This window comes from Faecalibacillus sp. (genome assembly GCF_047023275.1).
In the GTDB taxonomy this organism is placed as follows: Bacteria; Bacillota_I; Bacilli_A; order Erysipelotrichales; family Coprobacillaceae; genus Faecalibacillus.
In genome coordinates, this window is the sequence record NZ_JBKYAR010000040.1 from 1 (window position 1) to 13,761 (window position 13,761).

Genomic DNA, 13,761 nt, shown 5'->3' on the forward strand with positions numbered 1-13,761 from the left:
ACTCAATTTATCCGAACCATACTATGCACATGTGTCAGATGGTTAATTAAGTTATTTTATAAAAATCAGTGTAAATAAAATACAAAAAATGCCCTTATTTAGGACATTTGTTTAATTTGTTTCATCATTTTAGATAGATTAATAGGAACATGTTCTTCTTTTAATAAATTGTGTATTTTTTCAAGAGAAATATGTTCATGTAAATGAATAATCTTTTCTACAATTTCTTTTGATAAAGCTTGATATTCAATGATTTGATCAACCTTATCAAACAATTCATGCTTTAAATATTTAGTCTGTCTATTCTTTTTAAATCCCATACAACAACGTGAAAGACATGTTTGACTCATTATAAAAATAACATTTTCAAAACTGATTTTTCTTTTAGCTTGATCTTCATAATAGCCATCATCTAAAATTTGTGAAAACAAATGAATAATTTCTTCACATGCTTGATCAATATGATCTATTAATAAAACAGTATGTGGATAACTTTGCAAAGTTGATAAAAGAAGACTTGGTTTTTCATGATATGTTTCTAGAAGTTTATAAAGAGAATGACTTTCTTGATATTGATTCATATCTAATTTTAAATAATGATAATTAAGGTATTTCGCTAAAGATTTTGCAGTTGTTGTTTTACCACAGCTTGTTGGTCCATAAATAAAAAAGGAGACAGGTAATTGTTTATGTTGAAATGTTTCAACAATTTGATGGATTGCTTTTTCTTGACCTAAAATAGTTTTATTTAATTGTTTTTCTAATTTTTGATAATCCATTTGATGATGAATTGTAATATTTAAATACTTTTCAATTGTTTCAATAACTCTATTCTTTGTAAGTTCTTTTTCATGATAGAATTTTGCTTTAACACATGATAAATCTAAAATATCAATAGCTTTATCAGGATATGTTCTATTTTTTATATGACAATCAACTAATTCTATCAATTCTTTTAAAAGTGTATTCTCTATTTTAATTTGATGATAACTTTCATAATAACCTTTTATCCCTTTTAATATTTCTAACGTTTCCTCTTTCGTATTTTCTTTTAAAGTAACAATAGAAAATCTTCTATTCATAGCATGATCTTTTTCAAAATGTTTGTAATATTCATCAATAGTCGTTGCTCCAATAACCGTCATATCTTTTCTAGCAAGATACGGCTTTAAAATATTAGATGCATCAATCGCCCCTTCAGCACCACCTGCTCCAATAACATTATGAATTTCATCAATAAAAATAATCACATTATCCAAATCTTTTACCTTATCAATAATCTTTTTAAACTTCTCTTCAAATTCACCACGGTATTTTGTCCCCGCAACAAGCGAAGATAAAGAAAGCTCATAAATAATCTTATTCTTTAAAGAATCAACAACTTTTCCTTGATTGATCATCATTGCAAGCTTTTCAACTAACGCTGACTTACCAACACCTGCTTCACCAATAATTAAAACATTATTTTTTTCTTTTTTAGATAAAATAGTACATACCTGATCTATTTCATTTTCTCTACCTACTATTTTATACTTTTTAGTTTTTACTTTTTTATTGATATTTACAAGTGTTGGTATTTGATCCAATGGTGTTTCAAAAGCTGATTTTTCTTGTAATAAATAAATAATTTCTTCTACATCCACATGATATTTTTGTAATATTTCATAAGCCACAGATTCTTTTTCTTTTAATAAAGAAATAATTAAAATATTCAAAGTCACCTGATCTTGATTTTTATCTTGAGCATATTCAATACTTCTTTCTAATATCCTTTTCACACTTTGACTATATTCCATATAAAAAGGTTGATCATCATTTGTGCCAAACAACCTTTTTATATCTTCTTCTACAACTTCATCAGTTACATTATATTTTTGTAATAATCTTTTTAATTGATTATCATGAATCTTCAATAATGAAAGCAATAAATGTTCACTTCCAACATTTTGATGACCAAAATCAAAAGATAAACTTTCTGCTACTACAATTGCCTTCTGTGCTTGTTCATCAAACTCTTTCAACAATGGCTTCACCTCTTTCCTTATAATAGTATGTACAAACTTAATAATTATTAGTACACACTATTAAGAAAACATCTGAATCAACCATGATTTCTTTTTAATTTCTTTACTTGATGTACAATAAGAAACTTGTAACTTTCCTTCTAAAGATTTACCCTTACCTTCTCCTAATACAATCGTATAAAGTCCATTATAATACTTCGCATTAAAATCATCTTGATGATCTGCTAAAACCTGATAAACATCATCAACACCCTTGACCCATTTTTTATAACTTAAAATTAACTGATCTTTTACTTTGTACATTTCTTCTATATCTTCTTGTTGATAAGATGCTCCAATGATTTTATATCTTGGAGTTTCATTGACTGCATAAACACTTGTTAGATTCATTATAATTAAAAGAAAAATAATGATTTTTTTCATAAACTTCACCTCAAGTTCATTATGTTCATTTATAATAAAAATAAACATAAGGAGTGTATTTTTTTATGAGTCATATAATGCAAAAAGAAATTAATAGTGAAATGAATGATTTTTTCTTTGCGAAAGATCATTTAGATTTTTATCATGAATATGTCAATGTTGAACAAATGTATCTGGCAGGTATTAAAGAAGTAAGAACAAAATTAGAAATCTTAGATGATGAGTTTCATCATCGTTTTGATCATAATCCTATTCATCATATGGAATGGCGTTTAAAATCACCACATAGTGTTGTTGAAAAAATGAAAAGAAGAAATCTTCCTATAGATGTTTCTTCAATCAAAGGAAATATCGAAGATATTGCAGGTGTACGTGTTATTTGTCATTATATTAAAGATATTTATCGTATGTCTGATTTGCTTTTAAGACAAGATGATATTCACTTATTAAAAATCAAAGACTATATTAAAAACCCTAAAGAAAATGGTTATCGTAGTTTACATCTTGTCGTAGAAGTTCCTGTTTACCTAGCAAATGAAAAAAAGATGGTTCCTGTAGAAATACAAATTCGTACTATTGCAATGGACTTTTGGGCAACATTGGAACATCATTTACGTTATAAAAACGATAAAGAAATTTCTGATGATATTCGTAAGCGTTTATCTGATTGTGCTAAAAGTATTACTGATATTGATTATGAAATGGAAGATATACATAACGAAGTCTTCGGTCATCATAAAATCTAAAACATAATAGTTAAAAATTTATCTTAAAACACTACATCTCGTAGTGTTTTTTATAATGCTTAATACCACTGGACAATCTGTCTAATGACAACCTAAAAATACCATGTTACAATCGTTTAAAGAAACAAAAGGAAAGGATGGTATTTTTATGATTGATTTGATTGAAAAAAATGAAGTTGTGCAGTTCAAAGATGATAATTTTGTATTAGATGTCAATGTTTCTTCTAATGGTGAAACAGTGTGGTTGAATCGTGAACAATTATCTCTATTATTTGATAGAGATATTAAAACAATAGGGAAACATATCAACAATGCACTAAAAGAAGAACTAGATTCTTCAACTGTCGCAAAATTTGCGACAGTTAAAAAAGAAGGTGATAGACAAGTAACCCGCGATATTGAATATTATAATTTAGATATGATTATAAGCATAGGATATCGCGTTAAATCTAAAAGAGGTGTACTTTTTAGAAAATGGGCTAATGGTATATTAAAGAAATATCTCATAAAAGGATATGTTGTTAATGATTGTCATTTCCAAGATACTGATTTTTTGAAAGCTTATCAAAGAGGATTTAAGATTCTTGATGATTATGATCATCATCAATTAGAAGTTCCTCAAGGTCAAAAAGATACCTATGTTCTCCACTATGATGAATGTATGAAGCTTATACATAATACTATGTTTGATAATAAAGGGGATTTATTTTCTATTGAAAAAGATGATTCTTTTAGAAGCAGTATTTCAACGATTTATCAAAGTTTTGGAGATGTTGATTTATATCCAACTTTAGAAGATAAAGCCAGTGCTTTACTTTATTTTATTGTTAAAAATCATAGTTTTATTGATGGCAATAAAAGAATTGGAGCAACCATCTTTTTATACTTTTTAAACATGAATAACGCTCTTTATAAAAATGGCATGGAAAGAATTAATAACGATGCCCTTGCAACACTTACAATCTTAGTAGCGAGTTCAAGGCCTGAAGATAAAGAAATTATGATGCAGTTGATTAAAACAATTCTTAAGTAAATAGATACATATCCTTTCATTTATGGACATGTTATAATGTAGATATAAACAAAAAAAAGAGAGCTTCAATGATTATTCCATATTTTATAACAGTCGTTTCAATCGTAGTGGGATGTTTTACATTTTATGCTAATTGGATTTTTGGAATGATTATTATTCTATTAGCACTTATTTATTTTCAATTAGCAAAATTAAATGATACCATTCAAAATAGAAATGAACAACTATCGAAAAAATAACCTCTGTCATATATAGGCAGAGGTTATTTTATAATTAGAATATTAGTCTAAATCTTCACCTTGAGAAGCAATGACTTTTTTATACCAATAGAAAGAATCTTTTTTACTTCTTGCCATTGTTCCAGTTCCATCATCATGTTTATCAACATAAATGAAACCATAACGTTTTCTCATTTCTCCAGTACCTGCAGAAACTAAGTCGATACATCCCCAAGTTGTATAACCAATAAGATCTACACCATTTTCAATAGCTTTAGCCATTTCTTCAATATGTGCACGATAGTATTCAATACGATAATTATCATGAATACTTCCATCTTCTTCTACAGTATCATAAGCACCTAAACCATTTTCTACAACCATTAATGGTTTTTCATAACGATCATAAATCATTTCAAGATAATATCTTAATCCTTTAGGATCAAGTGCCCATCCCCAATCAGAATATTCTAAGTATGGATTACGTACACCAAATGACATATTTCCACTTACTGTATCATCATTTTTATGAGTAGTAACAGCTTGAGACATGTAATAAGAGAAAGTATACATATCTACTGTACCTTTTTTAAGTTCTTCTAAATCTTGTTCAGTGATATCTAATTGAACATTATGTTCTTTCCATAAACGTTTTGTAAATGTTGGATATTTACCTTTACATTGAACATCTCCACAATAGAAGATTCCTTTTTCCCATTTAGAACGATTGAATAAGATATCTTCTGGATCAGATGTTAATGGATAATAAGTAATACCACAAATCATACATCCAATTTTATTTTCAGGATCAATTTCATGTCCAATTTGTACTGCTCTTGCACTTGCGACAAATTGATAATGTAAATGTTGATAAGCTTCTTGATAAGCTTCATCACTAGCATCATCTGGTAAGAAATTGATTGTATTATTGATTTCATTGAATGTTAACCAGTATTTAACAAGTCCTTTGTATTCATTAAAGATTGTTGTTACGTATTTTTCATAAAGGGCAATATATTTACGATCTAACCAATCTCCATATTTTTCTTCTAAAGCAAGTGGTGTATCAAAATGCCAAATAGATACAAGTGGTTCAATACCTGCATTTCTAAGTTCTGTAAATACATTACGATAGAAATCTAAACCTGCTTGATTTGGTTTATCTTCTTCACCTGTTGGATAAATTCTTGACCAAGAGATTGATAATCTAAACATCTTAAATCCCATTTTTTTAAGTAAAGCAATGTCTTCTTTATAATGATGATAGAAATCAATACCATCATGGTTTGGATAAAGTTCATCATCGAATACTGCAAAATGAGCTCCTTCTGGTAATTTAAATCCATGGTTAGGTAATTTTTGTTTATGACCATCTTTATCAATAAAAGTAACCATACGTGGTGTATTAACAGTTCCACCAGTTGTTACATCTGTACGTGCCATTCCTCTTCCATCTACGTTCCAAGCACCTTCACATTGATTGGCAGCAACTGCGCCACCCCAATAAAAATCTTTACTAAATTTCATTGATCTTCCTCCTTAAATTATCTTTATTATAAAATATTTTTATGACTTATGTATTAATTTTTCATTCTATGCAATAAATAAAACCACACATATATAAACAATCAGTGTAATTACCATAAATAATGAAATGAAAGCAGCTGTAAAGTCTTCATCTTCTTCACTTTTATTAAGTGGTGAGATCAACATTGGCATTGCAAATCCAGTTGGACACATAAAATAAATGAGAACAGCCATCATATAGATCTTATCTGCCATTAAATGTGGGAAGAAGACAAAGAATCCTACAATAACAAGGATATAGAAGGCAATTCTTACTCCTACAAGTTTTAATAATGATCCTAAGGTATCTTTATTGATTTTTAAGTTATAACCAATAATCAATAAAATAAGACTAACAATAGGAGCTGTTGCTTGTTGAATTGTATTTGTATAAACGTCAATAAAAGCTGTTTGACTTAACATATCATAGACACCCAAAAGATTTAAAACTAATCCCAACATCACTGCAATTACAAAAGAATTCGTAAAAATCGTCTTTAATAATTCTTTAGTACTGGTATTACCTGAGGTTTGTTTTGCAACTAAAACAGGAATTATAATAAAGGCAATCACTGTTCCAGCAATATCAAAAATAACTGTATTACTGGCATAAGCAACTGCTACAATAGAAGTATAAAGAGGTAAAGCAACATTCCCTCCTTCACATGTTGTCAGTAAATAAGGAGATATATGTCCCACTTTTTTACCTGTAAACTTAGTAATACATTTACCTAAAACCAAGGCAAGTGTAAAGGCAATTAAAACATAAAGCACGATAAGAATCGCCGATGATTCTATCTTTGCGGTAAATAAAACATTAAAAATAAGTATTGGAAATAATACATTAAAGACAATATGATTGGCTCCTTCTTTTTGTTCAGGACTAATAAAGCCTTTAATACGAGCAATCATACCTAATAGAATCATAAAAAATACAGGGAATAATGTTGATAATGCGTTCATAAAAATCCTCCTTTTTATTTCAATTGTATTGTATAGTTCTTTATTTATAATTACAAATACTTATATATTATATATATTTATTACTTTTATTTATAAATAATGCTATACTTTTGTTGAGGTGATTTTATGGAAATACGTGTCTTAAAATACTTTATCACTGTTGCCCAAGAACAAAGTTTCTCTAAAGCAGCCAAAGTATTGAATATTTCTCAACCAGCCCTTTCTAAACAAATAAAAGATTTAGAAGAAGAATATCAGATAACATTATTTAATCGTACAACCCGATCTTTATCTTTAACAGAAGAAGGCAGATTATTTAAGGAACAAGCAAATCAAATTATTAGTTTAGTAGATCGTACAGATTCTTATTTAAAGAATATTAATAAATATATTAGTGGTGATATTTATCTTGGTTGTAGCGAAAGTGAAGCAAATCGTATTGTGATGAAAGCTATTGGTAAAACTCAACAACACCATCCTGATATTAGGTTTCATATTTATAGTGGAAATGCTCAATATGTTGAAGAAAAGCTTGATCAAGGTATTTTTGATTTAGGAATTGTCACTGATCCTGCCGATTTATCAAAGTATGATTATCTTAAATTACCGACTCTTGATACATGGGGGATTTTAATGAAAAAAGACAGTGAGCTTGCACATTTTGAAACTATTTCTCCAAAAGACTTATTAGATAAACCAATGATTATTTCTAATCAAGAAATGGTTAAAAATGGTATCGGTGGTTGGCTTGGTGGTAATCAAAGAGCTTTAAATGTCGTAGCAACTTATAATTTATTTTATAACGCTAAACTTATGTGTGAAGAAAATGTTGGTTATGTTTTAACATTAAAGCATCTTTATAATGAATCAAATGATAGTCCTATTTGTTTTAAACCTTTAAATCCTCCTCTTACTTTAAGGAGTCATCTTGTTTGGAAAAAATATAAAGTTTTTCCTAAAGCTATTGAAGTCTTTTTAGAAATACTCAATGAAGAAATTAAAAAAAGCAGTTGATGAAATGACTTCATTTCATCACTGCTTTTTAGTTATTTATTGTTCCTTTAAGCCAATCTACAAACTCATCCATGCCTTCACCACTTTTAGCGCTGACACAAATAATCTTTGCGTTTGAATTTAAGTTTTTGATATTTTCTTTTGCTTTTTCAATATCAAAATCAAAATAATCTAATGTATCTATTTTAGAAATCAAAACAAGATCACAAACACTAAACATTAAAGGATACTTTAATGGTTTATCGTCTCCTTCAGGAACCGATAAAATCATAAGATTTTTATGGGCCCCCGTATCAAATTCTGCCGGACATACAAGATTTCCTATATTTTCTAGAAAAAGAAGATCAAAATCATCGACCCCAAATTCATCAATTGCTTTTGTTGTCATTTCTGCATCAATATGACATAAACCTCCATTATGAATTTGAATAGAAGGGACTCCTGTTTTATCCGCTACTTTTTGTGCATCAAGAGAAGTTTCAATATCAACATCCATAACACCTATTTTATATTGGTCTTTAATTCTATTGATGACATCTGAAAGAAGGGTTGTTTTTCCAGAACCTGGTGAAGACATCACATTAAGCATGGTTACTTTTTTCTTTGACATTCTTTCTCGAAGTTCATCAGCTGCTAGATTGTTAGCGTTAAAGACATTTTCATGGACTTCTATAACTCTTACTTTGGTCATCTATTTTTCCTCCCATTCTCTCATTTTTTCTTTTAAATAATTGATCCAAGATTCAAATCCTTCATCTTTTTTAGCGGAAATATAAAAGATTTGTGCTTTTGGATTTAAAGTATGAATTCTTTTTTCAACCAACTCTTTATCAAAATCAAAGACTGCTAAAGCATCTACTTTATTAATTAAAACAACATCTGATACGGTATAAACAAGAGGATATTTTGCAGGTTTATCATCCCCTTCAGGAACTGATAAAATCGTTATATTGATTCCTGCACCGGTATCAAATTCTGCTGGACATACAAGATTTCCCACATTTTCAATAAAGATAAGATCAACATCTTCTACTCCCATCTCATTTAAACCTTGTTGTGTCATTGCTGCATCCATATGACACATTCCACCCGTATGAAGTTGAATGGCTTTAGCGCCCCCTTCTTCAATGGTTTGTGCATCAACACTGGCATCAATGTCACATTCCATAACACCTACACGACAAGTATCTTTTAATCTTTCAATGGTACGAAGAAGGGTTGTGGTTTTTCCTGATCCTGGTGAAGACATCACATTGATCATTAATTTTCCTTGTTTTTTAAATTCATCACGTATTTTATCTGCAGTGATTTCATTTTCTTTAAAGACATTTTGTTTAAGTTCCACTATCTTCATAAATACCAATCTCCTTAATATTAAACTCATTTCCTTTGAGTAAATAAGTATGTTTACTATGACAATATGGACATGTCTTGCCATAATCTATTGTTCTATATTGTCCATGACAATCTTCACAATAAGTAATCGCTTCTAATGTTTCAATATAGATTTTAGCATGTTCTGTCACAGCTTCTTTTTTTCTTGCCCAGTTCCAACAATCTACTAATTGATCATGAATGACACCAGAAACTTCTCCAATTTCTAGTGTCACATAATCTATTTTTTTAACATTGTTTTCTTCAGCAACTTTTTTTACATCTCTTACAACATAAAATGTTACACCTAATTCATGCATTTTAATGTTCTACCTTTTTCTTTAAAATAATATTCTTTACACGTTTTAATTGATAAGGAATAATTGCTTTAAACTTATCTTCAGCTACTGTCATTGTTGAACATTCTGGATGATCTCGATGTAATTTAATGGCATCAAAATCACATTTTGTTGTACAAATACCACAACCAATACATTTATTAGCATCAACAATTGTTGCACCACAACCTAAACATCTTGATGTTTCTTTTTTGATTTGTTCTTCTGTAAGTGCTAAAACATTATCTTTAAACTTATCAGTTACTTTTGAATTAATACCTTCTACTTGTTTAGGTCCTCGATCATAACTTTCCACTAAAATATCATCTGTATCAAGTGGTTTAAATTCCCAACGATTACGTCCTGTTTCCATATGTCCATGATGAACATAACGATGTAATGATTCAGCAGCAATCTTTCCTTGAGCAATGGCATCAATAGCAAATTTAGGTCCTGTATAAACATCTCCACCTGCAAAGATATCTTCAACACTTGATTGGAAAGTGACTTTATTTAATTCAATGGCTGGTCCATTAAACTTCACATCTTCACCTTTTAATAAATCTCCCCAAACACTACGTTGACCGATGGCAAAAATCACACGTTCACAATTAACTGTAACTGTTGTATTTTCATCATAAACTGGCGCAAATTTACCTTCATCATTAAATACGGAAACACATTTTTTGAAAACAATAGCACTTACTTTACCATTTGTTTCAATTATTTCTTGAGGTCCCCATCCACAATGAATAGTTACACCATCTTCTCTTGCTTCTGTAATTTCTTCATTAGAAGCTGGCATATCTACTTCTTGTTCTAGACAAAATTGATGTACTTGACTTGCTTTATTTCTTGATGAAACACGAGAAGCATCGATAGCTACATTTCCACCACCAACGACAACGACTTTACCATCAAATGGTGTATCTCCACAGTTAGATTCATGTAAATAATCAATTGCTGTCATTACACCTTGTGAATTTATATTTTTAATATCAGGTAAGCTACCTGCACTGCAACCAATTGCAATATAGAAAGCTTGATACCCTTGTTCTCTTAATTGTTGAATTGTTACATCTTTTCCTACTTCAATTCCTGTTTTGATTTCTACACCCATTTCTTTTGCGACATCTATTTCAGCATCTAGAACATCTTTTTCTAATTTATAAGATGGAATACCATAACGTAACATTCCTCCTGGATGTTCGTTCTTTTCAAAAACAGTAGGACGATATCCTGTTTGTGCAAGATAGAAAGCTGCTGTTAAACCAGCAGGTCCACCACCAATAATCGCAATCTTTTCATCAAAATGATCCATATGAATACTTGCTGGAATAACAACCGGTGGAATATATCTTGTATCAGCATTTAAATCTTGTTTGGCAATAAATCTTTTAATGGCATCGATTGATAAAGCTTCATCAATTTTACCACGTGTACAAGCATCTTCACATCTTCTATTACATACCGCTCCACATACTGCTGGGAATGGATTTTGTTTTTTAATTAAAGCCAAAGCATCTTTGTATCTTCCTTGAGAGGCCATTTTAATATATCCTTGAACTGCAATGTGTGCAGGACAAGCACTTTTACAAGGAGCAGTTCCTGTTTCATGGGTATTAATTCTATTATTATCACGATAATTAAAATCGTATTTTTCTGGTCCCCATTTAACAGCATCAGGTAATTCTTGTTTTGGATATTGGACCTCTGTACCATCTTTCTTACATAATTTTTGTCCTAAACGTACAGCTCCTGCTGGACAATATTCCACACATCTTCCACAAGCCACACATTTATCTTTTTCTACATGAGCAACATAAGCAGAACGTGACATATTTGGAGTATTAAATAATTGTGATGTTCTTAAGGCATTACAAATTTCCACATTACAGTTACAAATACCAAAAATCTTATTTTCTCCATCAATATTTGTAATTTGATGAACAAAACCATTATCTTCAGCACGTTTTAAAATAGCTAATGCTTCTTCTTTAGTAATATCGTGTCCTTTACCTGTTTCTCTACAATAATCCGCAAAGTCACCAACACCAATACACCAACCAAAATCATCATCAGCACATCCATCATCAATGGCTTTTCTTGAAGCTCGACAAGAGCATCTTCCTACACCAATTTTACCTTCATATTTTTCTAACCAGTAAGAAAGCTTTTCAATATCAATAGCTTCATTTTCCATTGAAATAGCTTTTTCTACAGGAATAACATGCATTCCTACTCCTGCCCCTCCAGGTGGAACCATTTGTGTAATACCGGCAAGAGGGATATAAGTCATACGTTCAAAAAATGCTGCGACATCAGGATGATCTTCTAGACGAGGATTTGAACGATCTGGTAATTCTTCCATATTAAATAATTCAGCACTTCCAGGTACAAACATTGGTAGAATATATCTTCTTTCACTTTGTGGTGCTGTGCGTCCATGATGGTCATAATGATAACCATAATCATATTCTAACAATCCTAAATAACTCATTTCATCTAAAGTTTTTTGGAAATGTTCTTCTTGATCTTTTAAAACCTTACATAAATCACACATTTCTTTAAATGTATAAGGAGTACGCTTTTTCATTGCTAAAGCGATATCTGCCATTTCATCACTAACGATTTCAGCCAATCCCCAATATTCAGGATCTTCAACTTTGACACCACCGAAAATATGTCCGGCAACATCTGTAATCTTTCTTCCTAATTTAACGATTTTCTCTCTTGGAGGGTTATCATGCTTATGGTTAGCATTCCACCCCTCATATTTTTTCATACTCATTTATATTTCCTTCTCCTTCTACTCTTTTTAGCCAAAAGTACATTATAGATTAATTATACATTAATAAATTTATTAATGTATTGTTTAGAAAACATTTGTTGAAAAAATGATTATTTTTTCACATAAATTTAGACATTTTGTTTCTTTTGCTTAAAAATAAAAGGAGACTTTTCATCTCCTAGCTATTATCTTTTCTTGCTTTTCTATCAGCAATAATATCAGAAATATCAAATGGTACTTCATCATCTTCTTGTTCATAAACATTTAAAAATGGAACATCTTCTACACTTCTAAGTGGAAACTCTGATTTTGCAGTCACATCTTTTAAATCACATTCAATAACCCCAATATATATACCTGGAATAACTTTTCTTTCACTCAATGGTTTAATAGCACGATCATTACATATATAAAGCAAATTATAACCTTTTTCCCATGTTTCCGGATCATCTTTATAATCTAACATCTTCATTTTCCCTTTAGCAATCACACTACGATAATCATGATAATGTCCTTTATATTTCTTATCAGGAAAATCATTAAAGATACTAAATTCAATACATACTCTTGGATCTTTCTTTAATAATTCAACTTTCTTTCCTACTTTCATAAAATGTGTATACACATTTAAATGCGTATCTGTCATTTCAAACCCAAAACTCATTGGTACAACATAAGGAAAACCATCTTCATCATTCATTCCCACATTAATAATATTCATTTCTTGAAGCATAGCTTCTATTAGTTTATAATCGACTACTTCTCTTTCAAATCGTCTCATTTCACTCACCTCAATTACACTATACTTTGTTTTGTTTTATTTTCAAATGACTTTCAATAAATGAAAAATATCTTATAATATTTTTGAGGTGTCATATGAATACATTAAAAATACAAATCAAACCCTATTATCAAAATAATCCATTTCATTTGAAAGATGATCAAATACATTGTTTATCTACTAATAAAGATGAAGAAGAAATCCAATTACTTCTTAAACAAATGAATCTTTCTAACTATACTGTATTTCTTCAATTAGATATGGAAAATTATACTTACGGTTATCTACATACATCATCTAATAAATAATACGATTTATTTTATTATAATGACTTTGATGATTATGAAGACGAAATTGAATTTGGTAGTAACACTTGGATTAAAATGATGACAAAATAACGTAAGATATCGTTTTGACACTCTTTCGGTGGTCATCTCGGTGGTCATCTCGGTGGTCATCTCGGTGGTCATCTCGGTGGTCATCTCGGTGG

At 29.8% G+C, this 13,761-nt stretch carries 14 protein-coding genes; 5 read left to right on the forward strand and 9 right to left on the reverse strand.

The window, feature by feature from the left end; translation table 11 throughout:
- Nucleotides 1-98 precede the first annotated feature (98 nt).
- Nucleotides 99-2,021, reverse strand: a complete 1,923-nt coding sequence (locus ACLVEP_RS11445; RefSeq protein WP_412584956.1) for an AAA family ATPase — start codon at nucleotides 2,019-2,021, stop codon at nucleotides 99-101.
- 63 nt (nucleotides 2,022-2,084) lie between these two features.
- Entirely contained in the window at nucleotides 2,085-2,447 is a 363-nt protein-coding gene (locus tag ACLVEP_RS11450) for a hypothetical protein (RefSeq protein WP_412584958.1), read from the reverse strand.
- Between the two features lie 65 nt (nucleotides 2,448-2,512).
- Between ACLVEP_RS11450 and ACLVEP_RS11455 the strand changes: the two genes are divergently transcribed.
- The 3 genes from ACLVEP_RS11455 to ACLVEP_RS11465 all read left to right on the forward strand — a co-directional run bounded on the left by ACLVEP_RS11455 (nucleotide 2,513) and on the right by ACLVEP_RS11465 (nucleotide 4,465).
- Entirely contained in the window at nucleotides 2,513-3,193 is a 681-nt protein-coding gene (locus tag ACLVEP_RS11455) for a GTP pyrophosphokinase family protein (RefSeq protein WP_412584960.1), read from the forward strand.
- Between the two features lie 148 nt (nucleotides 3,194-3,341).
- Nucleotides 3,342-4,226, forward strand: a complete 885-nt coding sequence (gene rhuM, locus ACLVEP_RS11460) for a RhuM family protein (RefSeq protein ID WP_412584961.1) — start codon at nucleotides 3,342-3,344, stop codon at nucleotides 4,224-4,226.
- 68 nt (nucleotides 4,227-4,294) lie between these two features.
- Complete coding sequence (locus ACLVEP_RS11465) at nucleotides 4,295-4,465, forward strand: hypothetical protein (RefSeq protein WP_317999464.1); 171 nt, start codon at nucleotides 4,295-4,297, stop codon at nucleotides 4,463-4,465.
- A gap of 42 nt (nucleotides 4,466-4,507) precedes the next feature.
- Here the strand turns inward: ACLVEP_RS11465 and ACLVEP_RS11470 are convergent, their stop codons facing one another.
- Both ACLVEP_RS11470 and ACLVEP_RS11475 read right to left on the reverse strand, forming a co-directional pair.
- Nucleotides 4,508-5,971, reverse strand: coding sequence for a family 1 glycosylhydrolase (locus tag ACLVEP_RS11470; protein WP_412584963.1), 1,464 nt, complete (start codon nucleotides 5,969-5,971; stop codon nucleotides 4,508-4,510).
- 66 nt (nucleotides 5,972-6,037) lie between these two features.
- Complete coding sequence (locus tag ACLVEP_RS11475) at nucleotides 6,038-6,973, reverse strand: transporter (protein ID WP_412584966.1); 936 nt, start codon at nucleotides 6,971-6,973, stop codon at nucleotides 6,038-6,040.
- A 126-nt stretch (nucleotides 6,974-7,099) separates the two neighbouring features.
- On the opposite strand from ACLVEP_RS11475, the gene ACLVEP_RS11480 reads away from it, so the two are divergent.
- A complete protein-coding gene (locus tag ACLVEP_RS11480) occupies nucleotides 7,100-7,987 on the forward strand; it encodes a LysR family transcriptional regulator (protein WP_412584968.1) in 888 nt (295 codons plus the stop codon).
- Between the two features lie 28 nt (nucleotides 7,988-8,015).
- On the opposite strand, the gene hypB (ACLVEP_RS11485) is transcribed toward ACLVEP_RS11480, so the two are convergent.
- The 5 genes from hypB (ACLVEP_RS11485) to ACLVEP_RS11505 form a co-directional block, all read right to left on the reverse strand.
- Entirely contained in the window at nucleotides 8,016-8,678 is a 663-nt protein-coding gene (hypB, locus tag ACLVEP_RS11485) for a hydrogenase nickel incorporation protein HypB (protein WP_412584970.1), read from the reverse strand.
- Nucleotides 8,679-9,341: a hydrogenase nickel incorporation protein HypB gene (gene hypB, locus ACLVEP_RS11490; RefSeq protein WP_412584973.1), complete on the reverse strand. Its 663-nt coding sequence runs from the start codon at nucleotides 9,339-9,341 to the stop codon at nucleotides 8,679-8,681.
- Nucleotides 9,322-9,681 (reverse strand): hydrogenase maturation nickel metallochaperone HypA, encoded by a 360-nt coding sequence (locus ACLVEP_RS11495; RefSeq protein ID WP_412584975.1) that lies wholly within the window; start codon nucleotides 9,679-9,681, stop codon nucleotides 9,322-9,324. The genes hypB (ACLVEP_RS11490) and ACLVEP_RS11495 overlap by 20 nt, the downstream gene beginning before the upstream one ends.
- A gap of 1 nt (nucleotide 9,682) precedes the next feature.
- The gene (locus ACLVEP_RS11500; RefSeq protein ID WP_412584977.1) at nucleotides 9,683-12,490 is read right to left on the reverse strand and encodes an FAD-dependent oxidoreductase; all 2,808 of its coding nucleotides are present in this window, start codon (nucleotides 12,488-12,490) and stop codon (nucleotides 9,683-9,685) included.
- 178 nt (nucleotides 12,491-12,668) lie between these two features.
- Entirely contained in the window at nucleotides 12,669-13,271 is a 603-nt protein-coding gene (locus ACLVEP_RS11505) for a pyridoxamine 5'-phosphate oxidase family protein (protein ID WP_412584978.1), read from the reverse strand.
- Nucleotides 13,272-13,366: 95 nt separating this feature from the next.
- Between ACLVEP_RS11505 and ACLVEP_RS11510 the strand changes: the two genes are divergently transcribed.
- On the forward strand, nucleotides 13,367-13,579 hold the full coding sequence (locus tag ACLVEP_RS11510) for a hypothetical protein (protein WP_412584980.1): 213 nt from the start codon (nucleotides 13,367-13,369) through the stop codon (nucleotides 13,577-13,579).
- Nucleotides 13,580-13,761: the final 182 nt, after the last annotated feature.

What these genes read in the sequence shown, in the direction of transcription:
- ACLVEP_RS11450 (WP_412584958.1), bottom strand. Translation starts at nt 2,447, where the DNA reads ATGAAAAAAATCATTATTTTTCTTTTAATTATAATGAATCTAACAAGT.
- ACLVEP_RS11455 (WP_412584960.1), top strand. Translation starts at nt 2,513, where the DNA reads ATGAGTCATATAATGCAAAAAGAAATTAATAGTGAAATGAATGATTTT.
- rhuM (WP_412584961.1), top strand. Translation starts at nt 3,342, where the DNA reads ATGATTGATTTGATTGAAAAAAATGAAGTTGTGCAGTTCAAAGATGAT.
- ACLVEP_RS11465 (WP_317999464.1), top strand. Translation starts at nt 4,295, where the DNA reads ATGATTATTCCATATTTTATAACAGTCGTTTCAATCGTAGTGGGATGT.
- ACLVEP_RS11470 (WP_412584963.1), bottom strand. Translation starts at nt 5,971, where the DNA reads ATGAAATTTAGTAAAGATTTTTATTGGGGTGGCGCAGTTGCTGCCAAT.
- ACLVEP_RS11475 (WP_412584966.1), bottom strand. Translation starts at nt 6,973, where the DNA reads ATGAACGCATTATCAACATTATTCCCTGTATTTTTTATGATTCTATTA.
- ACLVEP_RS11480 (WP_412584968.1), top strand. Translation starts at nt 7,100, where the DNA reads ATGGAAATACGTGTCTTAAAATACTTTATCACTGTTGCCCAAGAACAA.
- hypB (WP_412584970.1), bottom strand. Translation starts at nt 8,678, where the DNA reads ATGACCAAAGTAAGAGTTATAGAAGTCCATGAAAATGTCTTTAACGCT.
- hypB (WP_412584973.1), bottom strand. Translation starts at nt 9,341, where the DNA reads ATGAAGATAGTGGAACTTAAACAAAATGTCTTTAAAGAAAATGAAATC.
- ACLVEP_RS11495 (WP_412584975.1), bottom strand. Translation starts at nt 9,681, where the DNA reads ATGCATGAATTAGGTGTAACATTTTATGTTGTAAGAGATGTAAAAAAA.
- ACLVEP_RS11500 (WP_412584977.1), bottom strand. Translation starts at nt 12,490, where the DNA reads ATGAGTATGAAAAAATATGAGGGGTGGAATGCTAACCATAAGCATGAT.
- ACLVEP_RS11505 (WP_412584978.1), bottom strand. Translation starts at nt 13,271, where the DNA reads ATGAGACGATTTGAAAGAGAAGTAGTCGATTATAAACTAATAGAAGCT.
- ACLVEP_RS11510 (WP_412584980.1), top strand. Translation starts at nt 13,367, where the DNA reads ATGAATACATTAAAAATACAAATCAAACCCTATTATCAAAATAATCCA.